At 57.3% G+C, this 23,156-nt stretch carries 19 protein-coding genes and 1 pseudogene; 7 read left to right on the forward strand and 13 right to left on the reverse strand.

The genetic code is table 11. From position 1 onward, the window contains the following. Both AC2FNN_RS08315 and AC2FNN_RS08320 read left to right on the forward strand, forming a co-directional pair. Positions 1 to 326 (forward strand): annotated as a pseudogene (locus AC2FNN_RS08315) (S-methyl-5-thioribose-1-phosphate isomerase); the annotation flags it as partial. Positions 327 to 401: 75 nt separating this feature from the next. Then, on the forward strand, positions 402 to 2,441 hold the full coding sequence (locus AC2FNN_RS08320) for a bifunctional aldolase/short-chain dehydrogenase (protein WP_496757846.1): 2,040 nt from the start codon (positions 402 to 404) through the stop codon (positions 2,439 to 2,441). A gap of 45 nt (positions 2,442 to 2,486) precedes the next feature. Here AC2FNN_RS08320 and AC2FNN_RS08325 read toward each other — a convergent pair whose 3' ends face one another. Next, on the reverse strand, positions 2,487 to 3,722 hold the full coding sequence (locus AC2FNN_RS08325) for an MFS transporter (protein WP_496757847.1): 1,236 nt from the start codon (positions 3,720 to 3,722) through the stop codon (positions 2,487 to 2,489). Between the two features lie 148 nt (positions 3,723 to 3,870). Here AC2FNN_RS08325 and zapE point away from each other — a divergent pair, with 148 nt between their 5' ends. Then, positions 3,871 to 4,938: a cell division protein ZapE gene (gene zapE / locus AC2FNN_RS08330; protein ID WP_496757849.1), complete on the forward strand. Its 1,068-nt coding sequence runs from the start codon at positions 3,871 to 3,873 to the stop codon at positions 4,936 to 4,938. Positions 4,939 to 4,982: 44 nt separating this feature from the next. Here zapE and AC2FNN_RS08335 read toward each other — a convergent pair whose 3' ends face one another. From AC2FNN_RS08335 to AC2FNN_RS08350, 4 genes are read right to left on the reverse strand one after another with little or no spacing between them, the layout of a single operon-like run. Continuing rightward, complete coding sequence (locus AC2FNN_RS08335) at positions 4,983 to 6,257, reverse strand: bifunctional folylpolyglutamate synthase/dihydrofolate synthase (RefSeq protein ID WP_496757851.1); 1,275 nt, start codon at positions 6,255 to 6,257, stop codon at positions 4,983 to 4,985. Next, on the reverse strand, positions 6,254 to 7,183 hold the full coding sequence (gene accD / locus AC2FNN_RS08340) for an acetyl-CoA carboxylase, carboxyltransferase subunit beta (RefSeq protein WP_496757852.1): 930 nt from the start codon (positions 7,181 to 7,183) through the stop codon (positions 6,254 to 6,256). Before accD ends, AC2FNN_RS08335 begins: the two co-directional genes overlap by 4 nt. Before the next feature lie 60 nt (positions 7,184 to 7,243). After that, the gene (locus tag AC2FNN_RS08345) at positions 7,244 to 8,128 is read right to left on the reverse strand and encodes a CPBP family intramembrane glutamic endopeptidase (RefSeq protein WP_496757920.1); all 885 of its coding nucleotides are present in this window, start codon (positions 8,126 to 8,128) and stop codon (positions 7,244 to 7,246) included. Then, positions 8,121 to 11,228, reverse strand: a complete 3,108-nt coding sequence (locus AC2FNN_RS08350; protein WP_496757853.1) for an ABC transporter transmembrane domain-containing protein — start codon at positions 11,226 to 11,228, stop codon at positions 8,121 to 8,123. The genes AC2FNN_RS08345 and AC2FNN_RS08350 overlap by 8 nt, the downstream gene beginning before the upstream one ends. Before the next feature lie 253 nt (positions 11,229 to 11,481). On the opposite strand from AC2FNN_RS08350, the gene AC2FNN_RS08355 reads away from it, so the two are divergent. The 3 genes from AC2FNN_RS08355 to AC2FNN_RS08365 all read left to right on the forward strand — a co-directional run bounded on the left by AC2FNN_RS08355 (position 11,482) and on the right by AC2FNN_RS08365 (position 14,219). Beyond that, complete coding sequence (locus AC2FNN_RS08355) at positions 11,482 to 12,243, forward strand: DUF6478 family protein (protein WP_496757854.1); 762 nt, start codon at positions 11,482 to 11,484, stop codon at positions 12,241 to 12,243. Positions 12,244 to 12,254: 11 nt separating this feature from the next. Continuing rightward, positions 12,255 to 12,614 carry a hypothetical protein gene (locus AC2FNN_RS08360; RefSeq protein WP_496757855.1) on the forward strand — a complete coding sequence of 120 codons (360 nt, stop codon included), beginning with the start codon at positions 12,255 to 12,257 and terminating at the stop codon, positions 12,612 to 12,614. A gap of 78 nt (positions 12,615 to 12,692) precedes the next feature. Then, on the forward strand, positions 12,693 to 14,219 hold the full coding sequence (locus AC2FNN_RS08365) for an MFS transporter (RefSeq protein ID WP_496757857.1): 1,527 nt from the start codon (positions 12,693 to 12,695) through the stop codon (positions 14,217 to 14,219). A 42-nt stretch (positions 14,220 to 14,261) separates the two neighbouring features. On the opposite strand, the gene AC2FNN_RS08370 is transcribed toward AC2FNN_RS08365, so the two are convergent. The 7 genes from AC2FNN_RS08370 to AC2FNN_RS08400 form a co-directional block, all read right to left on the reverse strand. After that, positions 14,262 to 15,602: a S41 family peptidase gene (locus tag AC2FNN_RS08370; RefSeq protein WP_496757858.1), complete on the reverse strand. Its 1,341-nt coding sequence runs from the start codon at positions 15,600 to 15,602 to the stop codon at positions 14,262 to 14,264. Between the two features lie 6 nt (positions 15,603 to 15,608). Further along, positions 15,609 to 16,739 (reverse strand): murein hydrolase activator EnvC family protein, encoded by a 1,131-nt coding sequence (locus tag AC2FNN_RS08375; RefSeq protein ID WP_496757860.1) that lies wholly within the window; start codon positions 16,737 to 16,739, stop codon positions 15,609 to 15,611. Further along, positions 16,730 to 18,253 carry a 2,3-bisphosphoglycerate-independent phosphoglycerate mutase gene (gene gpmI, locus AC2FNN_RS08380; protein ID WP_496757862.1) on the reverse strand — a complete coding sequence of 508 codons (1,524 nt, stop codon included), beginning with the start codon at positions 18,251 to 18,253 and terminating at the stop codon, positions 16,730 to 16,732. The genes AC2FNN_RS08375 and gpmI overlap by 10 nt, the downstream gene beginning before the upstream one ends. 192 nt (positions 18,254 to 18,445) lie before the next feature. Then, positions 18,446 to 20,116: a sulfatase-like hydrolase/transferase gene (locus AC2FNN_RS08385; protein ID WP_496757863.1), complete on the reverse strand. Its 1,671-nt coding sequence runs from the start codon at positions 20,114 to 20,116 to the stop codon at positions 18,446 to 18,448. Between the two features lie 71 nt (positions 20,117 to 20,187). Then, positions 20,188 to 20,424, reverse strand: coding sequence for a (Na+)-NQR maturation NqrM (gene nqrM / locus AC2FNN_RS08390; protein WP_496757865.1), 237 nt, complete (start codon positions 20,422 to 20,424; stop codon positions 20,188 to 20,190). 15 nt (positions 20,425 to 20,439) lie between these two features. Beyond that, the gene (locus AC2FNN_RS08395) at positions 20,440 to 21,465 is read right to left on the reverse strand and encodes an FAD:protein FMN transferase (RefSeq protein ID WP_496757866.1); all 1,026 of its coding nucleotides are present in this window, start codon (positions 21,463 to 21,465) and stop codon (positions 20,440 to 20,442) included. Between the two features lie 66 nt (positions 21,466 to 21,531). Further along, complete coding sequence (locus AC2FNN_RS08400; RefSeq protein ID WP_170345279.1) at positions 21,532 to 21,717, reverse strand: hypothetical protein; 186 nt, start codon at positions 21,715 to 21,717, stop codon at positions 21,532 to 21,534. 123 nt (positions 21,718 to 21,840) lie between these two features. Here AC2FNN_RS08400 and AC2FNN_RS08405 point away from each other — a divergent pair, with 123 nt between their 5' ends. Continuing rightward, positions 21,841 to 22,365 (forward strand): CBS domain-containing protein, encoded by a 525-nt coding sequence (locus AC2FNN_RS08405; RefSeq protein ID WP_171636230.1) that lies wholly within the window; start codon positions 21,841 to 21,843, stop codon positions 22,363 to 22,365. Between the two features lie 11 nt (positions 22,366 to 22,376). Here the strand turns inward: AC2FNN_RS08405 and AC2FNN_RS08410 are convergent, their stop codons facing one another. Beyond that, a complete protein-coding gene (locus AC2FNN_RS08410; protein WP_496757868.1) occupies positions 22,377 to 23,090 on the reverse strand; it encodes a metallophosphoesterase family protein in 714 nt (237 codons plus the stop codon). Positions 23,091 to 23,156: the final 66 nt, after the last annotated feature.

Below are 23,156 nucleotides of genomic sequence, written 5' to 3' on the forward strand. Positions count from 1 at the left end.
CTTATCTGAAAGCTTTGGCTGCGCGGGACAACGGTGTGCCATTTTACGTCGCCCTGCCCTCGCCTACGATTGACTGGACCGTTCGCGATGGTGTGGCCGAAATCCCGATCGAGGAACGTGATGCCAGGGAAGTAACCCATGTCATGGGCGTTGATGAGCAGGGGAATATCTCGGATGTACGCGTGACACCAGATGGCACGGAAGGTGGCAATCCTGCCTTTGATGTCACCCCAAACCGGCTGGTGACGGGGCTTATTACCGAACGCGGCGTCAGCGAGGCTTCTGCCGACGGGCTTGCCCGGTTGTTTCCCGAACGGGCTTGTTAATACTTTGTTTAGCACAGTCCTGAATTGTGCAATCGCCCACGCGGATCATGCACCCGCTTAACTTGCTGAGAATGAATGATGATTGAAAACTGGTACAGGGCCGATGAGGCACGGAAATGGCGTGACCGGGCCGGAACAGATCCCGCAGATCAGGAACTGGGCGAACGTGTCTATACCTCGCGGCTGATCGGTCAGAACCCGGACCTCCTGATGCACGGAGGAGGCAACACGTCAGTCAAACTGGAACGCCCCGATCTGTTCGGCGATCCGCAGCGCGTTCTGCATGTCAAGGGATCTGGGTGGGATCTGGACAGCATCGAGGCACCGGGCTTGCCGGGCGTGTGGCTTGATCCTTTGATGAAACTGCGCGCATTGGACCATCTGTTAGATGCGCAGATGGTCAATGTTCAGCGCGCCAATCTGTTGGATTCGGGCTCTCCGAACCCCTCTGTGGAAACTCTGTTGCATGCATTTCTGCCGCATAAATACGTGGATCATACGCACGCGACACCCTTTCTGGTGCTCGCCAATCTGCCAAATGCCGAGGACGTCTGCCGCGAGATTTTTGGCGACCGACTGGGCATTGTGCCCTATATCATGCCTGGCTTCGGGCTGGCCAAAAAGGCGGCCGAGGTGTTTGACGAAAACCCGAATGTCGAAGGGCTTCTGCTGCTTCAGCACGGGCATTTCACGTTCGGCGCGACGGCGCAGGAAAGCTATGACCGGATCGTGGCCCATACCAACGAAGTCGCTGCCTATTTCGGAATGAAGGACCTGACGACAATTGGCCGCCGCGATACGGCTGAGAATCTTGAGGTATTGCCGATCCTGCGCGGGGTCATCGCCGAAGTTGCGGCCAAACGGGATGACCCGATGCCGGTTTTTGACCTCCGCAACGGGCCGGATGTCATGCAGTTTTTCGATCGTCCGGATATTGATTCACTGTCCCGGCGGGGCATGGCGTCACCGGATCACGTATTGCGGACAAAAGGCTGCCCGCTTGTATTGCGCGCGTCGGATTTGTCTGGGGGGCGGTCGCGGATCAAGGCAAAGGTCGAAGAGTTCGCCAAAGACTATCGGGCGTATTTTGAACGGCAGGCGCCGCAGGCTGACGAACCCAAGAAACTGCTGCCCCAAGACCCCAAGCATGCCTGGATCGAGGGCGTGGGGATCCTGGGAATGGGTCCAAACGCAAAGGCTGCCTCGGCAGCGGCGGATCTTGCGGAACAAAACCTGCGGGTGCGATCAGTGGGCGAAGACGCGGGCGGTTTTTTCCCCATCAATGAAAAAGATCGCTTTGATTGTGAATACTGGTCCTTGGAACAGGCGAAGCTAGGCAAAAGCTCACCACCGCCGCTTCAGGGCAAGATTGTGATGGTGACCGGCGGTGCAGGGGCGATAGGTCTGGCCACCGCCAAGGCCTTTTCTGATGCCGGTGCAAATGTCGTTTTGGTGGACCGGGATGAACAGGCGTTGGCCGAGGCCAAATCGACCCTTGGCACATGGCATTCAACATTTGCCTGCGACGTAACAGAGAGAGACGCCGCAGATGCCGCGATTGCGGCGGCGATACACCGGTTTGGTGGGCTCGATGTAATGGTATCGAATGCCGGGTCGGCGACTTCGGGCGCTTTGCTGGATCTTGGCGACGAGGAATTCCGTGCTGCTTTTGAACTGAATTTCTTCGCGCACAAAGCGTTTGCGACACAGGCTGCCCGAGTGATGCAAGCTCAGGGCCGCGGCGGTCAGATCCTGTTCAATATCTCAAAACAGGCGATCAACCCGGGCCGGAACATGGGGGCCTATGGCACGCCAAAAGCCGCCTCCCTGTTCCTGTTGCGCCAGTTGACGCTTGAATTAGCCGAATATGGAATCCGTGTGAACGGGGTGAATGCAGATCGAATTCGGTCTGGCCTGCTGACGGATGGGTTCATTCAGGAACGCGCTGCCGCACGTGGCGTTTCCGAGGAAACCTATATGTCAGGCAACCTGCTGGGCCGCGAAGTCGAGGCAAAGCATGTCGCGAACGCCTTTGTTGCGCTGGCGCTGATGGAACGCACCACCGGTCATGTCGTGACGGTGGATGGCGGCAATACCGAGGCCGAACTTCGGTAACGCCTTTGCCCGATTGGTTCCCTGCCTGTGGCGTATCGATGTGCCTCAGGCAGGAACTGCTGATCGGTTTTCACGGATCGGCAGGTGGACTATGGCGCTGAAGGCACCAATCGCGACCCCAATCCACCAAACCATGTTATAGTCGCCATACTGGTCATACATGCGTCCGCCAAGCCAGACGCCCAGGAAGCTGCCGATCTGGTGGCTCAAGAAGATAAAGCCATAGAGCGTTCCCATATAGCGCAGACCGTATAGATGCGCGACGAGCCCCGAAGTCAGCGGCACGGTGGCCAGCCAAAGCGACCCCATCACCAGCGAGAACACGATGACTGTAAAGGGTGTGATCGGGAACACGATGAACAAAGCCGCGGTAATCGTCCGGCCCGTATAGACTGCGGCCAGAAGATATTTCTTCGGAAAGTGGTTGCCGGCCCAACCCGCCAGTAGCGTGCCGCCAATATTGGCCAGACCGATCAATGAAATCGACACAGCACCAAGTGCGGATGTGGAGGTGATCCCGATAGAATGAAGTACGCCTCCGGGCTGGATTGGTCCACACATCTCGGTCACGAAAGCCGGGAAATGTGCGGTGATGAAGCCCAGTTGGTATCCGCAGCTGAAAAAACCCAGAAATATCAGCGCGTAGGAAGGATCGCGGAACGCCTTGCCCAGAATCTCGCTCATGCTTTCCTGCATCTCTGCCTTCGAAACGGGCTGTGGTGCGCGCATGAAGGGCAAGGTCAGCACAAGGGCAAGAATTGCCGCGGCGAACACGACAAAAACCTGCTGCCAAGGTAGGAAAGTCAGCAACCATTCAGCGGTCGGTGCCCCAAGAACCTGCCCAAAGCTGCCCGCGGCGGTAACGATGGCCAGCGACATGGACCGGTTTTCGTCGGTAGACGCGCGTCCGACAACCGCCAGAACCACGCCAAACCCGGTCCCGGCGATGCCGAAACCCACCAGCCACGCGTATATTTGATGCTCGAACGGTATAACGGACCACGCCGTCAGCACCATTCCAGCCGCGTAAGTGAGAGCGCCGAGGATGATGGCTCGGCGGTCGCCCACCTTTTCGGCAATCGCAGCAAAGATCGGCTGCCCGATACCCCAGGCCAGGTTCTGAATTGCAATCGCCATCGAGAAATCGGTCCTCAGCCATCCGAACTCATCCGCTATCGGAATCTGGAATACGCCGAACGACGCACGAACGGCAAAGCTGACCGTGATGATGATGCATCCGACAATCAGAATCGGATTCAACAAGCGGGCGGATTGGGGCATGGAACCTCAGGCATTACGTCCGCAGGACCGTATTACTTTTGGTGTCAGCGTCAATTCAGCAGATTTGCGGTCACGGATAAACAAAATTGATGTGTCGCCCAAAATGGCTTCTTTTCAACGGGCGAAGCGACGGGTAAGGCTCGGATTCATGACGGATCTTATTTCGCTTTACGAGGCCCGCATCGCGGACGGAACCCTGACACGCGACGACGCGCAAGAGGCCGTTCTGCCCCAATTCGAACGTATCCGGGCGGCCCTGTCCAAGCCGGTCAAACGCGGGCTTTTCCGCAAGGCGCCTCCGCCACCCAAAGGACTGTACCTATGGGGCGGTGTCGGGCGTGGGAAATCCATGCTGATGGACATGTTCGTCGATACACTGGGCAATATCCCGGCACGACGCGTGCATTTTCACGCTTTCATGCAGGAAATTCACGCTGGAATGCACAAGGCCCGGCAACAGAATGTCGAGGATGCCCTGGCACCGGTGGCGAAGGAGGTGGTCAATTCAGTTCGCTTGCTCGCGTTTGACGAAATGCAGATCACCGACATTACGGACGCAATGATTGTCGGGCGGCTGTTTGACTTGTTGCACGAGGGCGGCGTGGTTGTGGTTACCACGTCGAACAGGCATCCCGACGACCTGTACAAGGATGGGCTGAACCGGCAGCTGTTCCTGCCGTTCATCGCGCATATCAAAGAGCAGTCGCAGGTGTGGGAATTGGTGTCGCCCACGGACTACCGGCAGAACCGGTTGGAGGGTGCCCCGGTCTATTTCACTCCGATTGGCCCAGAAGCCCGGCAGAAGATCAGAGAGGTCTGGACAGATCTTGCCGGTGGACCCGCTGATCCGCTTGTGTTGCACATCAAAGGCCGGGCCGTCGAATTGCCCGCCTTTCGCAACGGGGTGGCGCGGGCTTCATTCTATGATCTGTGTGGCCGCATGCTTGGGCCAGGTGATTATCTTGCGATCGCCGAAGAGGTAAAAGTATTGGTGCTTGAGGACATCCCGCGCCTGTCGCGCAACAATTTCAACGAGGCCAAGCGTTTTGTCACCCTGATTGATGCGCTTTACGAAGCCAGGGTGCGTTTGATCTGTTCGGCTGCGGCCGAACCCGAGATGCTGTATGTCGAAGGCGAAGGAACCTTCGAATTTGAACGCACTGCATCGCGCCTTCGGGAAATGCAGGATCAGGATTGGGGGCGACAAGGGCGCTGATCCGCCCAAGACTGTGTCAGCCAGGTCATGAGGCTGGAACGCGTCTACGCGTTTTCTTGCAGAATTTTTCCGGCCAGATAGAGCGAGCCGCAGATCAGAACACGCGCCTGCGGGTCGTTGTCCGTGATCACTTTCAATGCGTCCGCTACGCTGTCAGCGGTGGATGCAGGAAGGTTGACCCTGGCCGCAGCCGCAGCGGTTTCTTCCGCGCTGAGCGTCGCCGCCTCGCCTGGAATGGACACGGCTGTCAGACTTGTCGCCTTCTCTGCCAGAGGTGCAAGATACCCTGTCACATCCTTGGTGTTGAGCATGCCGCAGATCATGTGCGTGGGTTTTTGCGGTAGTCTCGTCAGCACGTCCGCCAACGCGATTCCGGCGGCTGCGTTGTGACCACCATCCAGCCAAATTTCGGCCTGCGGGGCCTGATCGACAAGCGGGCCGGATTTCAGACGCTGCATTCGCGCCGGCCATTCGGCCTTTGTCACGGCAGCTTCGTATGCGTCGTCGCCCATGTTCAGATGGCGCAAAACTGCCAACGCTGCGCCAGCATTCTGAACCTGATGTGCGCCCAGGAGGTTGGGCAGGGGCACATCCCGCAAACCGGTTTCGTCCTGATAGATCAGACGCCTGTTTTCTTCCTGCACGTGCCAGTGCTGACCATGAACCAACAAAGGCGCACCCAATCGGGCGGCCGTGTATTCGATGACCTCAAGCGCTTCGTCCTGTTGTGGGCCGACAATGCACGGAACGCCGGGCTTGATGATGCCCGCCTTTTCCGCCGCGATCTTGCCCAAAGTATCACCCAGGAACTGTTCATGGTCGATGGATACAGGGGTAATAACCGTGACGGCCGGGTTTTCGATCACGTTTGTGGCGTCCAGACGCCCGCCCAGCCCGACCTCGAGCAATGTGAAATCTGCCTTGGCGCGGGCAAAGGCCAACAGGGCGGCGCATGTGGTGATCTCGAAATAAGTGATGTTTTCGCCGCCATTGGCAGCGTAGCATTCATCCAGAACCGCCGTCAGCTCTGGCTCCGAGATCAGCTCTCCGGCCAATCGAATACGTTCATGAAAACGGGCCAAGTGCGGCGAGGTATAGGCGTGTACAGAGCGCCCTGCCCCTTCCAGCCCCGCTCTGATCATCGCCTGAGTCGAGCCCTTGCCGTTGGTCCCGGCGATATGAATGACCGGCGGCAATTTCAGCTGCGGATTGTCCAATGCCGCCAGCAAACGCCAGACACGGTCCAAGGTCAGATCAATGATCTTGGGGTGCAGCGCCATCATCCGGTCGAGGATGGCGTCGGACGTCCTGGCCGTCATTTCTTATCTGTCTCTTCAGCGGGGGCCTCGATTGCGTCGGTTGGTTCCGGTGCAGGCAGATCGCCCATGATCGCCGGTGGCAAATTCATCAGCATCCGCGTGATGGTAATCAGTTCATCGCGCATTTCGGTACGTCTGGTGACACGGTCAAGCATCCCGTGATCCAGCAGGTATTCGGCGCGTTGAAAGCCTTCGGGCAGTTTTTCGCGGATCGTCTGCTCGATCACGCGAGGCCCGGCAAAGCAGATCAGCGCGTTGGGTTCCGAGATATGGACATCGCCCAGCATCGCATAAGACGCAGTAACGCCACCGGTTGTCGGATGAGTCAGTACCACGATATATGGCAGGTTGGCTTCTTTCAGCATCTCGACTGCCACAGTGGTGCGCGGCATCTGCATCAGGCTGAGGATACCTTCCTGCATACGGGCGCCACCGGCTGCCGAGAAAAGGATCAGCGGCCGTTTGAGTTTTACCGCTTCCTGCGCGGCGGCGATGATCGCGTTGCCGACATACATCCCCATCGATCCGCCCATGAACGAAAAGTCCTGTGCGGCGGCCACAATGGGGGTGCGGCCAATTTCACCCAAGGCGACCAGCATGGCTTCCTTTTCGCCTGTCTTCTTCTGCGCTGCCTTCATGCGGTCGGGGTATTTCTTCTGATCGCGGAATTGCAACGGGTCGTCTTTTGGCGCGGGCACCTCAAGTTCGGTAAAGATGCCGCCGTCAAACAAGTGCTCGAACCGCTCACGCGGTGTGATCGCCATGTGGTGGTCGCACTGTGTGCAGACATTCTGGTTTTCCGCCAGCTCGCGATGGAACAGCATCGTTCCGCATTCGTCGCATTTGTGCCAGAGGTTTTCAGGCACTTCGCGGCGTGAGAAGATCGAGTTGATCCGGGGGCGGACGTAGTTTGTGATCCAGTTCATGTCGGAACCTTGGCTTGTGCGGTGTTGACGTCAAATAGGACGCCACGGAAGGAATTGCAATCAACGCCTGAGCGCAAGTCGCGCTGCCAGCCAGCAAACGAACATCACGGCAAGATCCACCAGAAGCCAGGGACGAAGCTGTTCAGCGTCAGATGCATCAAACGGAAGGGTGAACAGCGCCAGTCCGTTCAGGTTGTCAGGCAACGAGATGAACAGCAACGCAATGATGTTGTTGAAAAAATGCAAGGCAATAGCTGGCCCCAGTGTTCCGGCCCGTGCCGTCAGGTCTGACGTCAGCAGACCGAAAACGCAAGCCCATAGCGCAATCAGCAACGCGTTGTCGCCAGCCATGTCCGGCGTGTAATGTCCAACTGCAAACAGGATGGATGGTACCCCCATCCAGATAACAGGCGATTGGAATCTGGCTGCCAGGGTTTGCTGAATATACCCTCTGAACAACAGCTCTTCGGCGCTGGTCTGCACCAGAACAACCAGGGCCGAAACCGGCAACAGAAGAAGCCAGGTTGACAATGACAGGTTCTGCGACAGGGATCCGCCAAAGCCGTAGGGCGGCAGCAGGAACCCGACAACGCCCAAAACAAGCAGTGCTTTCAACACTTTAAGGAATTGGCCCGCAGCCAATCGGTACCCGCCCACGATGGACACCAAAGACCTGTACTGAACCTGCCGCGCGGCGACGGCCACGCCCAGAATGATGAAACCGAAACTGGCCAACAGCAACAGCAGCGCGAGGGGTGAACCGCCCATCAGAAGCGTCTGCGCCCAGCTTTCCGGGCCCATCCCGGCAACCACGGTAAAAAACACCATGTTCAGAACGCTGACCAGCACGGCAACCAGCAAAAGCCCCAGCAACAGGCGCCAGATTTCCGGTTTGCCGCGTGCGGTTTCGACCAGATGGTCATGAGCGGAATATGCTTTAGGCATTTTCACCCGTGCTTTCCTGAATCGCCTGATCCGTAATGGTCGGGAGCAGTTCCTCGGGGTTCTGCGCCGCATTGATTCTTGTGGACAACGTAGTCAGATACCCCGCAACAGTCTGTAGCAATTGCGTTGCAACCGAAGCGTCGCTTTCAACCACGGCACGCAGTTCCTCGGCGCCGATACGCAGGAAACAGCAATCTTCGGTGGCGACCAGGTCCAGTTGTCTGGGCTCTCCTGTTATGATCGAAAGATCACCGATCAGTCGCCCGGGCTCGATGATCGAAATCGGGCGTTTTTGTCCATCATCCGTGGGCCAGTCCAGCCTGGCCTGCCCTGAGACGCACAGATACGCCGCGTCAGGCGCTTGACCACGCGAGAAGATGACTTGCCCCGCTGCTGCTTCGTACCATTGCGCTGAGAAAGCCAGCAGCCGCTGGTTGCGGCCATCTACTCCGGAAAACAACTCGGTCGCCGAAATGATCTCAAGCTTGCGGCTCAGATCGTCCGACGTGCTGTCTTCTGGCGTGGTTTTGGATCGTGACACACCATCGATACGGCCATCCTTGATTGCCACAAACAGATCATACGCTTCGGGGTGTGCAAAGTGATCTTCCATAAAGATCATAATGGAATCCGGCAACAATTCCCGTAATTTCAGGCGGGTGCGCAGCCGGCTTTCGGAATCGTGACTTGCCAGGGCCCTGTCCAGAATCAGGACGTCAGGCCGTTTGATACCCGCGCGTGAGAATGCGGCACGCTCCTGAAAGACGGTCGGCAGATTGTTCCCGCCCAGGCCTGTTGGCAGGTCGTAGATGATGGCAGCTGCACGGCGCCGCAGGCCGGCTTCGTTCATGGCTTCGGCCACAACGTCTTCTATTTCGTCCGCGTGTGCACCGGCCATCAACGACACCCGACCGTAGATCGCGTTTTCCATCACAGTCAGGCGCGGCACATAGATGTCCGGCGCAACTGACATAAACATGCCGCCCATCGCGTCCAGCAGCCGCTTGGCCTGGCTTTTTCGGATGGCAAGAATCTTTTCCTTGTATTCTTCCGGAAAGTTCGGGCCGATCTGCTCGGCCGTCAACAGGAACGGCACCGTCAATAGCAATGCGCGCTCTTGGTCGCTCACCGCCACGTCACCTTTGGCTTTGCGCCGTTCTTCGATATCCAGCAATTTGTGATACATGTCCTTGGACATGCCAAGCTTCAGGAACAGCGGGTGATCCGCCCCGTCCCGCCCGAAGGTCTTGCTGAGCGTGTCCATGACGGCCTGAGAGATACTGATCACGTCGTCCACCAGATCATGGGCGCTGAGCATCTGAACGAACCGTTCGTCACCCGCCAAAATATCCGGAGAGATGTCCCTGGATGGTGCCGCGAACAACAGGTTGCCGCCCAGTGGAACTGCTGGGTTAAAGCGATCGGGGTCAAACCGGTACACATAGCGATCAAGCCCCTTTTCAGCCAGGCGCTTGGCGATGGTCCCTCGTAAATTTACAACTTCCTGTGCCAGAACCGGGTGAACTTCCGGGTCGAACCGCGTACGCAATGTGCGGCGGAACATGAACTCGTCGATGCCCATCGCTTCGACCAGCTGAAACCACCAGTCACGTATGTCGTCGATATCGTCAAGACCGGCAAGACCCGGGTCAATCCATTCATCGCCCAGAGAATCCGGTGAGTTGCCTGCACGGACAGCTTCGATCTGCCACCGCGTCGGGGCCCTGAGCGTATCTGCTTCATGTCGCGGATGCGTGCGCAAAGGCATCATGAGGTTGTCGCCCAACGTTCCGTCAAACAGGTAAGGGCGCGAATAGGCATAGCCGATCCGGGCCGCGATGACGGCCTGATGCAGACCCGGCAGATCATGCCCCGCTATGATCACCTCACCCTGAGCCGGCAACACCTCGCGTGTCAGAACCTGTCCCAACGCGCTGCGTTCCGACGCCTGTCCAGACTGAATTGCGACGCGCGCGCCACGCGGAATGGTCAGATCAATATCTTCGAGAACGGTTTTCCCATCGCTGTCGCGAACCGTCACATTTCGCAGCTCGATGTCGCCAGTCAGACGCGGGATGGATTCAGGTTCTCCCTCGAACAGCTTTTCCGGTATCATGTTGTCAGGCGCAAATCTCTCGGTGACGATTTCCCACCGCAAAGACATGTCCTGCACCTGGTTGTAATAGGTCAGCAGATCCTTCCATGGGCCGCTCAGATCCTTGTAGGCGCCCAACGCGGCTACCAGCGCACCGACGGTCACCTCACCGGTAATCGCCAGATATCCACCCACTGAATAAAACAGGAAAGGTGTCATCTGAGTTATCAGGTTGTTGAGGAACTTCATGAAGAATTTTTTGTTGTAGATCTTGAAGCGGATCTCGAACAGGTTCCCCAGCCGATGGCTGAATTGCGCCAGACGATAGCGCCACCCTCCGTTGGTCCGCAGATCGCTGATACCCGCCGCAGTTTCGCCGATTTCCGAGCTCAGACGTCGAACTTCCTGAATGCGGTCCTTGTTCAGAAGGTTGATTTGCCGCTGAAGCTTGGGGATCAGCCAGGCCTGAAGCGGGATCAGCGCGATACTGGCAAGCCCGAACCAAACGCTTTGCATGAACAGGAAGGTGACGATCGTCATCATCTGGCCGAACTGGAAAACCGGCTGCGCGATGGCATCCCCCATCAGGCCACCCATCGGTTCGGCCTCGGACGTGATCATCGATACCAGCTCACCCTGGCTGGTGGTCGCAAAATAGGGTTTCGGGAACCGCATCGACCGTTGGATCAACGTATAGCGCAGGCGACGCAGCATGCGCTCGGCAAGGACGCCCTTCATCGTGTTGATGCGCATCTTCATGACACCGCTCACGATCACCGTCGCCAGGAATGCAACGCACAGTATCATCAGATACTGAACCTGCGTCACGGTGAAGTTCCAGATGGTTACCGTGTCACCCGGCGCGCCGATTGCGTCGTTGATGATTTGTTTGGGCAATTCCAGCGAAGCGTAAAGAAACGGGAACGACAGGACCGTCAGCAGAAGAAGAACAAGTTGCTGTTTCTTCGAATATTTCCAAATGAAGGCAAATAAAGTGGACTCCATAACCTGGCCTTGTCATGCGCTAAACTGTTGTGTGGCTGTTCTTGGGATAACCCACTTTGCAGGAGCCAAACGGTAAGCACTGACCCGGTACATTGCAAGAATAGACCGGGTCAGTTTCAGCATGTTGCGCCTAACCAAATTGTGGACGGACCCCAACAGGAAAACACGGGGGCTTCGATAGCAATTCCGTTATTGCGGTTTTGTTCATGCCGTTGTCCTTGACTAAGGCCGAACATTATCGGACGACGTGGCCATGGGCAGGATTCTGGATCGCTATTTTCATCGCAAGATTCTGGGGCGCTGGCGTCGGGCCGCGCATCAGGCGCCGTATGCCAGCCAGGCGGATTTGCGTTTGCAACGGGATCAGGCCCGCGGTTTGCGCAGGCATCTTGACCATTTGATTCAGCAGGCAGACAGCCGCCTGATCCGGCCATCGATAGGGTCCACGCAGTTTCCCAAACCCGTCGGAACGGACTGGAGCTGCCGCCCCGACCTATGGTGTGGACCCCTGACGCAACCAGGTGTGGCTTCGGCCCCGCGAAAGACCGTTCTGGACAGTCAGGTCAGCCTGTTCCACGATTGCCCGTTTTCTGAAATCGCCGTGCGGCAAGTCCGGAACAAAGGGGACAGAGATCTGGCTCCGTTCAGTCTCGTGGTCGAGGTTTTCAGCTTTGGGGGGTCCTTTCTGTCCGTTTCGGTCGAATTGCCTGAGGACGCTGCAATTCACCTGACGCGCGAGCACCTGGTGAGGGTGGAAACCCTGATCGAGTGTGAAAAGCCATTGGGCGTGTTCGCACGCCTCAACATTCAGCACGGACCCAATATGGAACAGGTGTTGCGAATCCTTGATCCCGGCGAAGTATCAAAAGCCGTGGATTTTGATCTGGCGCACCTCCCCCTGAATGAGCGCAGGATCGAAAAAATCTGGCTGGATCTGATTTTTGATACGCCCGAGATGAATCGCATGGTGGTGCGGGATCTTACGTTTTGCCGTTTTCATCGCGCCGATTTGTGAGAAGATCAGTCATGACGCAGACCAAGCTAACCTTCATCCGGTTCGAAAACGGAATCTGGCAAGGCCACATTCAAGCCAGCAATCCGCCTAACCCCGAGGTAAGCTATCAGGGCGAAACCCTGAACGATGTTGACCTGTCGCCCGCAAAAGATGGATGGGACTTGCGCATACAGGTGCCTGTTGCCGCCCTGTCCGAAGGCGTTCACACTTTCGTCGTTGCAGATGCAGCCACGACCGAGAAACTGGGAAGCTTCACGGTGATTGCGGGTGAGCCAGCCGCAGATGACCTCAGGGCCGAAATTGATTTGCTGCGGGCTGAACTGGATATGCTGAAACGCGCTTTCCGTCGGATCTGCCGAGACGACCCCTGATCCGTTCCGGCTGGTTTTCCTGTCAATCTTGCAAAATTCGTGCATTATTGGCGTCTCCAGAACGGATCGCGCCTAATCATGGATCGCAGCAGCATAGTCAAAGTCATCGCTTTGATGGTTACCGGATTTGGTATCGGTATTGATTTTACCGGCGCCCTGATGCTGGTGCCTGCGATCGAAAGCAGCTTTGACGCCGATATCACCAGCACCCAATGGGTTCTGAACATCTATGCCTTGTTTTTCGCCATGACCATGGTCGCAGGCGGGCGGCTTGGCGACATGTACGGCCACCGCAGAATGATGCTTTTTGGCCTGTCAATCTTTCTGTTTTCCTCGGTCATGTGCTTTGTTTCGCCCAGTCTTGATTTTCTTGTCATTGCGCGTGCGCTGCAAGGCATCGGCGCGGGTTGTGTGTGGCCCTGCACGCTGGCCTTCGGGGCCACCAAAGTATCAAAACCAGAACATCGAGCCTTGGTGATGGGGCTGATTCTGGCGGGTGTGACCACCGGCAACGTGTTTGGTCCGATGATCAGCGGATTGGCCGTGAACTTGGGAGAGTGGCGCTACTTCTTCCTTGCCAATGTGGTCTTTTCCTGCATTTCGATGGCCACCGCGCTGATCTTGATGGAGCGCGAAACACAGCACAAACCGGATGAACACCTCGACCTCGCCGGAATGGGTGTGTTGTCCTTTGCCGTTTTGTTGCTGCTTTACGGTTTGGATGTGGGCGCGGACTGGGGGTGGACGTCCATTCCGTTGCTGATGCTGTTTTTCACCAGCGCTGCGCTTTTCATTCTGTTCCCCAAAGTCGAAAAACGCGTGACAGAGCCACTGCTTTTGCCGCAGATGATGCAAAACCGCGAGTTTCGCATCACCCTTGGCCTGAACATGTTCAACGTGTCCGCGGCATTTGTGGGGCTGCTGTATTTTCCCCAATACATGCAAAAGGTGCTGGGTTGGTCGACGTTTGAATCGGCACTTGGGTTGGCGCCGCTGACCGTGTTGCTTGCCGTGGGATCAGTTGTTTCGGGCACGCTTTACAATGATTTCGGCCCTAAAAGGTTACTGCTTTGGGGATATCTGATCGCAACGATCGGCGCTGCGACCATTGCCGTGCTGCCCAGTGATCTGGGGTACTTTCGTATCCTGCCCGGTATGGCGATGATCGGACTGGGCGCAACTTTGACGGTTGGGCCGTCCGGCACTGCTGCAATGTGTGCCGTGAAGCCGGAACGGGCTGGTCTGGTTGGCGGCCTGAGCTTCATGACCCACCTGGTTTATGGCGCAATCTCTGTCGCCTGTGCCACGGCCATCATGTACGTCGTCAGCCTGTCTGAGCTTCGCCAGAGTGTGGCCGCGTCGGGCATAAAGTTGACCGAAGCTGAGCTTCGGGCGATCAACGGCGGAACACTTGATACGCCGTCCGCCCACGCGGTAATCAGCCGGTTGTCATCCGGTGAGGCAGAGACGGTTCAACGAGCATTGTCGGCGGCCTTTGACAGCGGAATGAGTATGGCTTTCGTCTTTTCGGCCTTGTCCGTCTCGGTCGGTCTCGTTCTGGCGCTGCTTCTCGACGAAAAGAAACTGCACCGGATCGAAAGCTGAAGCCGGTCAGTAAGGGCCGCGACATGCGCAGCCCTTACCGTTTTACTGCGATGGCCCGTTGGGGTTGAAGGCCGACAGACCCTTCAGGATATCGATGGCATAGGCCAGCTGGTAATCCTCTTCCCTCAGCTCTGCCGTTGCCTGGGCCTTGGCGCGATCTTCTTCGATCTGGCGGATCTCGTCTTGGCTCAGGCTGTCATTGTTGAGGCTACCGCGCAGGTCGGCCTCGGAGCGCGAACGGGCGTTGGTTTCTTCCTCTTCCGGTTCTGGCGCCGGGCGGGGTTGTTCCACGATGATGTCAGGGCTGACACCCAGAGCCTGAATCGACCGCCCCGATGGGGTGTAGTACCGGGACGTGGTCAGACGCATCGCACCATCACCCCGCAGCGGCATCACCGTCTGAACCGACCCCTTGCCGAAGCTTTTGGTGCCGACCACGATGGCCCGGCGATGATCCTGTAACGCGCCCGCGACGATTTCAGATGCCGAGGCCGAACCGCCATTGATCAACACGACAATGGGTTTGCCTTCTGCCAGATCGCCGGGGGTGGCGTTGAAACGCTCACCCTCTTCCGGGTCCCGTCCACGGGTCGAGACGATTTCCCCTTCGTTCAGGAACGCATCCGAAACTTTGATGGCCTGTGTCAACAGACCGCCCGGGTTGTTGCGCAGGTCCAGTACGACACCATTGACCTTGTCGATGCCACCGGCTTCTTCGATCTGTTCCTTCAACCCTTCCTGCAAGTTGGGGAAGGTCTGATCATTGAAGGTCGTTACCCGCAGGACGACACTTGTGCCTTCGGTGCGGGCGCGAACGGCGGTCAGCTTGATCGTGTCACGGATAATGGTGACATCAAAGGGATCAGGTTCGCCTTCGCGCACGACGGTAATAACGATCTCGGAGCCCACCGGACCCCGCATCAGATCCACCGCCTTGTCCAGTGTCAGGCCCAGAATGCTTTCGCCATCCACATGTGTGATGAAATCTCCGGCTTCGATCCCGGCCTCGTCAGCCGGTGTGTCGTCGATGGGTGATACGACTTTGACAAAACCGTCTTCCTGCGTCACCTCAATACCCAATCCACCGAACTCGCCCCGGGTCTGCACGCGCATCTGTTCGGCATCATCAGGCGAAAGATAACTGGAATGCGGATCAAGAGAGGTCAGCATACCATCGATTGCCGCCTCGATAAGTTCTTCTGGCTCGACCTCTTCGACATATTGCGCACGGATGCGTTCGAAAATGTCACCGAACAGATCAAGCTGTTCATAGACGCTGGCCTTGTTCACAGCCTCCTGCGCCAGCAGGGGACCTGCAATCTGCGTTGTCGCAAGAATGCCTGCCACAGTTCCGGCCAAACCGGCCATCACAAATTTCTTCATACTCGTTTATCCATCCTTGTCGGTCCGAAACCAAGTTTCCGGGTCCACCGGGGTGTTATCTTCTCTTACCTCTATATAGAGCGTTTCTGGACGATCAGTTCCAGTGCCATCACCGCTTGTTGACAATATTGCGCCGATTTCCGGCGTTTCACCCGGCATCAGGCCGACCGGAGTGCCTTTGGGGATCACCTGCCCGGGTTGACCATAGACCTCTTGCAAGCCCGAAAACACGAACAACAGCCCCGGTTGCGGTTCCAGAATGACCAGGTTTCCCAAATCCAGCAATGGCCCGCGATAGCGGATCGTGGCCGCAGTGGGGGATGTTACAAGCGCACGGGAACGGGTGCCGATGACCAGACCAGCGCGGGCGACCCCTGCGGCGTCCGGCTCTCCGGCCTTGTGCAGCAAGACGCCCTGTACCGGCAAGGGAATCTTTCCCTTCTGATCCAGGATGCTTGCGTCGGTTTCAATGATCTCGCCCTCTGAAATCTCTGACAGACCGCTTGCAAAGCCATCCAGAGTCTCGGTTGAAGATATCAGAATGGCCGTGCGCACCGGGTCTTCGACAAACCGACGCGGTAAATCAGTGCGGTCGGCAATCGCTTCGCTCAACCGCGTGCGGGCGTCCTGCACACCGCGCAGCCCTTCGGTCAAAGTTTCCGAGGCGCTTTGTTGCAGCAGACGCAAGGTCTGAACCTCTTGCAGGTCCTGTGCCAGCGCTTGCGCTTTTGCATTGAGACCAGGCGTGACCTCAGACAGCATCATTCCGGCCCGCGCCGCGCCCAATGGGCCTGACGGGTGCAACATCAGCACTGGCGGTGCGGTCGTTTCGATGGTTTGCAATACGCCAAGCAACTGCCTGACGTCCTTTTCACGCGCCCTCAGTTGTGCGCTCAGTTGCGCTTCGCGTGTTGCAGCCTTGCGCAGACCAGTGCGCATCGCGCTCAGCCCGGCCTCATAGGCTTGTATCGTTTCGGTCAGCGCCCGCACCCGATCCCGTGCGCCTTCTGCTTCGCTCAAAGAGATCGACGCCTGTTCCAGCATCCTTGCCGCATCCAATGCTGCCCGAGAAGAGTCGGTCTGGGCAAAGGCCTGACAAGCGGAAAGCAGCACAATCGCTAGGGCGGTCAGCCGCATGACAGCAGGCTTTCTCCGGTCATTTCCGGCGGTTTGGGCAGGTTCATCAGATCAAGCAGGGTTGGTGCCAGATCAGATAACCGCCCCTGACGCACCTGCGCGCCCTCTGGCCCTCCGACCAAAGCTATGGGCACCGGGTTCAGCGTGTGCGCCGTATGCGGACCGCCGGTTTCCGGATCAACCATCACTTCACAGTTACCGTGATCGGCGGTGAGGATCATTGCTCCGCCTGCTTTTTCCAAGGCGGCAACGACCTGAGCCAACCCCGCATCAACGGCCTCGCATGCCTTGATCGCAGCTTGTAGGTCGCCGGTATGCCCGACCATATCAGGGTTGGCGTAATTGGTTACGATCAGGTCGTAACCTTGTTCGATCGCCTCGACAAATTTGGCTGTGACCTCGGCCGAGGACATCTCGGGTAGCAAATCATAGGTCGCAACCTTGGGTGATTTGGGCATATAGCGATCTTCACCCTGTTCAGGGGTCTCCTTGCCCCCGTTCAGGAAAAAAGTGACATGGGGGTATTTTTCGGTTTCAGCCAGCCGGAACTGACGCAACCCCTGCTTAGCGACCCATTCCCCGAGTGTGTTCACAATCGCCCGTTTCGGAAAAACCGCGGTCATATATGCGTTGTGACCGTCGGAATACTCTACCATACCCAGCAGCGCCGACAGTTTCGGCCGCGGCCCGGTTTCGAACTCGGCAAAGCCCGGTTCACCAATCGCGCGCAGGATTTCGCGAGCACGATCTGCGCGGAAATTAAGACAGAAAAAGCCATCGCCGTCGCTGACGCCCTTGTAACCTTGCAACACGGTCGGCGTGATGAATTCGTCAGACTCAGACTGGTTGTAGGCATGGTCCACGGCGCCATGTGCGGTGCTGGCCGCCCTGCCCTTGCCGTTGATCATCGCGTCATAAGCTTCTGCGATCCGTTCCCAGCGATTGTCGCGATCCATGGCGAAATAGCGACCGCTTACCGTGACAACACGGGCCCCCTCGGGCAGCCGTTCTTCCAGCTGGGAAAAATAGGTCAGCGCAGATTTGGGGGCCACGTCGCGCCCGTCCGTGACGGCATGAAGGGCGACCGGAACACCGGCATCCGTAATGGCCTTGGTTGCCGCGATGATGTGGTTCAGGTGCCCGTGGACACCACCATCCGAGACCAACCCCATGAGATGAGCCGTCCCCCCTGAGGATTTGACCTTGGAAATGAATGCCTGCAATGCCTCATTGCCAAAGAACGAACCGTCTTCGATGGCCAGGTCGATCTGCCCCAGATCCATGGCCACAACGCGGCCCGCACCTATATTTGTATGACCGACTTCGGAATTACCCATCTGCCCGCTGGGCAGACCGACGTCCGGGCCATGCGTTGTCAGCGTGGCGTGCGGGCATTTGGCCATGATCGCGTCAAAGGTCGGCGTGTTCGCCAGATAGGGCGCGTTCGCCTGAGTGTCGTCTGACACGCCCCACCCATCAAGAATGCACAGAACAACGGGTTTGGGGGTTGGCATTGATATTCTCCGATTACTGCTCTTGGGTCTTCTTCTAGCGTCTGGCCGGCAAGGGGTGAACCATCTTTGCGGCAATTTGCGCAGAATTAATCAAAAGGCCTGGCGGCTTCGGTCCATCGCTGGGAGACAATGATCCCCTGCATTCTTTGACGCGAAGCCATCGTGGTTCTATCGGTGAAAACGCGGACGAGACTAGTCTTTGAGGTAACGCGTGTATGGCTTCGCCTTGCGGTTGCGATACTTGACCGTCAGCTCCAGCGGCGTGTCGTTTTCGTCGTAGATACCGATCATGATGCCCGTGCCCCCGCTTCGGGTCCGCATATCGATCAACTGCTGTTCGGATCGGGTGGTGCGCTGTGACGGGCGCCGCGCCCAGGCAAACAGGTGATCGTACATCTGCGCGATGACATCCGAATGATCCGCGCTGTCACCCAGATCCACCAGTTCATCGGGGTCGTTTTCCAGATCGAACAGGATTGGCCTGTACCCGCCCTCGCAATGGATGAGCTTCCACTTTTCATTCGCGACCATGAACATCACCGCATCGCGAACCGATGCATTCAGTCGCTGCGCGATGGGGGACGCGGAATAGTCATACTCGCAGATCACGATCTTTCGGGGCGTCTTGTCGGACTGACCATGCAGGATCGGCAGCAGAGAATGCCCCTCGAGAATATGCCCGGCCTTTTCGCCGCCTGCCAGTTCCAGAAACGTCGGCGCCAGATCGATCGACTCGACCAGCGCGTCGCAGGTGGTGCCGCGCGTGACGTCCGCTTCGGGTGACGGGTCATAGATGATCAGCGGCATTTTGGTGGAGGCATCGTGGAAGAATGTCTTTTCACCCATCCAGTGGTCGCCCAGAAAATCACCGTGATCCGAGGTCAGCACGATCATCGTGTCGTCCATCCTCCCGGTTTTCTCCATCCAGTCGAACAGACGACCCATCTGGTCATCCGCTTGTTTGATCAGCCCCATATAAGCCGGGATCACCGCCTCGCGAACATCCTTTCGTGAAAATGCCTGCCCGACCTTCGTGTCCATGAAGGCCTTCAGGACGGGGTGGGCTTTCTTTCGCTCAGCTTCCGAACGAACCACGGGCACAACATGTTCGGGCCCGTACATCGAAGCGTAAGGTTCCGGCACGATGTAAGGCCAGTGAGGCTTGATGTAGCTGAGGTGACAGCACCACGGACCGTCATGGCTGTCCATGAACTCGATTCCACGGGTGGTCAGATATGGTGTTTCACTGTCCTCTTCCGCGATATTTGCAGGTTCGGATGAATTCTTCAGGAACCACCCCGACAGCACATTGCCATCGGCATCCAGACCGGAATTGGCAAAATCATGCCACGGATTGTCGCTCTCGTATCCCTTGTCTGCAAGGTAATGGTTGTATTTCTTTGCCCCGTCCGGGTCATAGAACCCGTCCGGACCCTCTGCGCGCAACCCGTCATCGCGTTCGAACACGTCAAACCCGCATTCCGCGACGCGGGCCCCGATGATGCTGTCAGGCTCCAACCCAAGACGGGCCATCCCCTCGGCATCGGCGGCCATATGGGTCTTGCCGACCAGCCAGCAATCCATTCCCGCTTTGCGCAGGTGGTCGCCCAACGTGATCTCACCCACTTTGAGGGGAATGTTGTTCCATGAGGCCCCATGGGAATGCACATAGCGCCCGGTATAGGTCGACATGCGGGAACTGCCGCATATCGGTGACTGGATATAGGCCCGGTCAAAGCGGACACCGCGCGCGGCCAGACGATCGATATTCGGAGTATGCAGATGTGGGTGCCCGTAACAACTCAGATAATCCCAGCGCAGCTGGTCGAACATGATGAACAGGATATTCTTTGCCTTGGCCAACGCGGTGCCTCCCCGAAAGTCAATGGGACCTAGTTAGCCACTTCCATCCGCAGAGCGAAGCAAAACTTGCTTCAGACCTGATGTTCCAACTGTTCCAGCATCTTCCTGGCACGTTTGCACTGCAATTGATCGCGCAGCGGGCTGTCCGGATCGACATCCTTTTGACACACAACGCATTTATCAGCGCCCGAGATCGCGTTCAGGCCGCCGCAGCTGCCTTTGATGGTCTTGCCCATCAGCATGACACCCAATGACATGCCGACCATGACAAGCGCCAAAAGAATAAAGGCCAGAATAAAAGTGCTCATCTCGGTTCCTGCCTGTCAGTTTGTTCCCAAAGCGTCTTTGAACGCGGTGCTGTGCGACGTAATATAGGCATCTTCGCCGCCTGTCACATCCCGCGAAATGAAGTACACGGCAAGTTTATGCTTTTCCGCAATGTCCATTCCCTTCTTCTGACCCAAAGCCAGCATGGCCGTTGCCCAGGCATCTGCCAACATTGCGTTTTCCGCCAGAACCGTGACAGAGGTCGTGCGATGTGTGATCGGACGTCCCGTGGTCGGATCGATAATATGCGAATAACGCACACCATCCTGTTCGAAGAAATTCTTGTAATCGCCCGAGCTGGCCATGCCACGATCATCCAGGGAAACGATCAATTGAATGCTCTGAGCGCCCGTTTCAGGTTTTTCGATGCCAATGCGCCAGGCTTCGCCCTGCTCATTCTTGCCTTTGGCGACAAGATCACCGCCGATCTCGACAAGGTAATCGTCGATACCGGCATCCTGCAATGCGCCGGCAACCGCATCGATGCCATATCCCTTCGCAATCGCCGACAGGTTGATGCCCACCTGCGGATCAGCCTTCGACAGCGTGCCGGCTTCGGTATCGAGCGTCAGCAAACGGGCTTGCCCAACGCCGCTTAACGCGGCCTCGATTTCGGCATCCGATGGCACCGGATCCTCGGGCTTGCGCGGGCCAAAGCCCCAAAGTTCGATCAGCGGGCCCAGAGTTACGTCAAAGGTCCCACCGGTTTTTTCGTGCACGTCATTGGCTGCCGAAAGGACCAGCGCGAGTTCGTCCGAGACCGGAACGGGGGCTGTGCTGGTTGACGCCGAAAAAACGGAAACCTCGGATTTTGGATCCCAGTTGGACATCTTGGCGTTCACCTTGGCCAGCGTCTCTTCGACAGCTGCGGCCAATGCGACCTCATCAAGATCTTCGCCGATCGCGGTTATGTTGAAGGTCGTGCCCATCGTTTCGCCCGACAGACGAACCACCTCGGGTTCCTTGTCGAACAAACAGCCGGAAAGAAGGGTGGCAACGGCCAGTAAAGGCATAAGACGCATCGGTCGATCTCCGGGAAATTCTGTGCCCGGCATATGCCAGTGGCCCCCGCCAGAGTCAAACTGCGATCACATCTTCAGCGGCAGGAAACCCAGTACCAAAAGGCCGACCCCCGCCGGAACGCCGAACAACCACGCACGTTTTTGCCAACCCGGTGGCTGCTGCTTCCACGCCATGCGGAAATTGTGGCCGCATACAACAACGGCAAAGAAGATCAATGCCGCTATGGGTGGAGTAAGATAGAGTTCACTCAATGGCTTGAACGTCCTTTCCGGGCCTGCGTTTTTGCCGATCGGCGCAATTGCACCCTATACAGGTCGTTTAGCTGCGCTAAGGTAAAAGGGAAAGACTTTGCAAGAACCACAAGGAGATTGCCCATGGCTCCAACCTCTTACCAGTCGCCTTCGCGTGGCGACAAGGCTGACAAGACGACGTACAGCCAGTCTGCGGAATCGAACCTGTCACATTCGCAGACAACCGTGGCCAGGCTGCTTGAAGGTAAAGGGGACGCGGTGTTTTCGGTGCGGCCAAATGACACCATCCATTCTGTGGTCAACACGCTGAAGGAAAAGCGGATCGGTGCTGTTCTCGTGACGGATCAGAACGGGGCATTGCAGGGGATCTTGTCAGAACGCGACATCGTTCGGCGAATGGCAGATACACCCGGCCAGACCCTTCCGCAATCGGTCGAAGACCTCATGACCAGGGATGTTAAGACCTGCACACCGGATGACCTGCTGAATGAAGTCCTGAAAACAATGACCGAAGGCCGTTTTCGCCACATGCCAGTGCTGCGCGACGGCAATTTGTGCGGCGTCATCACGATCGGAGACGTTGTCCACTTCCGTCTCAAAGAGCTGGAATATGAAGCGCTTCGCATGAAGCAAATGATCGTCGGTTAAAGGCCCACTATTCATCCGGTCGAGGTGAATTGAATACTTCCGGCGTTGATCTCGGCGGCTGTCAATCGACCCGAAGCGAAAGCGCCCGTGTCAATCGAAACCACCCGGTTCCTGACCCGGGGCAGGTCCACGATGATGTGGCCATGCACCACCCATTGGCCATCGTTGCGGGCCAACCTGGGAAACATGGGATGCCCCCAAAGGCAAATCTGGCGATCCTGGGTCTCAATCGGATGTCGGGGGTCCAGCGCCGCATGAACGAAAGTGACGTTGCCGGTGGTCCAGGTCAAAGGCCGGTCGGCAAGCCAGTTGATCAGGCTTTCCCCCATCTTAAGGCGAAGATCATCCGCCAGTTTTCGAACCTGCTGGTTGTTGTCGATATCCCCGGGCGGTTTCAGCCCGAAAGACGCCAACGTTTGCACACCCCCATTTTGAAACCAGATCCGAGCGTTGCGTTCCGGTGCCTCCAGGAATTGCAACAGAAACTCTTCGTGGTTTCCAAGAAGGCATTGAACGCGTCCTCTTGACGTCTCGCTCAGGTGAAACAGGTGGCGCAGCACCTGCGCGCTGTATGGCCCCCGATCGATGTAATCTCCGACAAAGACCAGCAAGCTCTGATCGTCCAGTCTGGGCAACAACGCCTGCAACAAGTCCAGACGACCGTGAATATCGCCCACGGCCGTCACTTTCTCGGCCGGAGCAATGTCGCAAGACACTGCATTCATTGTCCGCCCCGCCCTGCGGTCGAACCTCCGTCTGATCCAGTTCGTAATCATACATGTTGATCCCTA

It is taken from the genome of Ruegeria sp. BHSA118 (genome assembly GCF_059613405.1).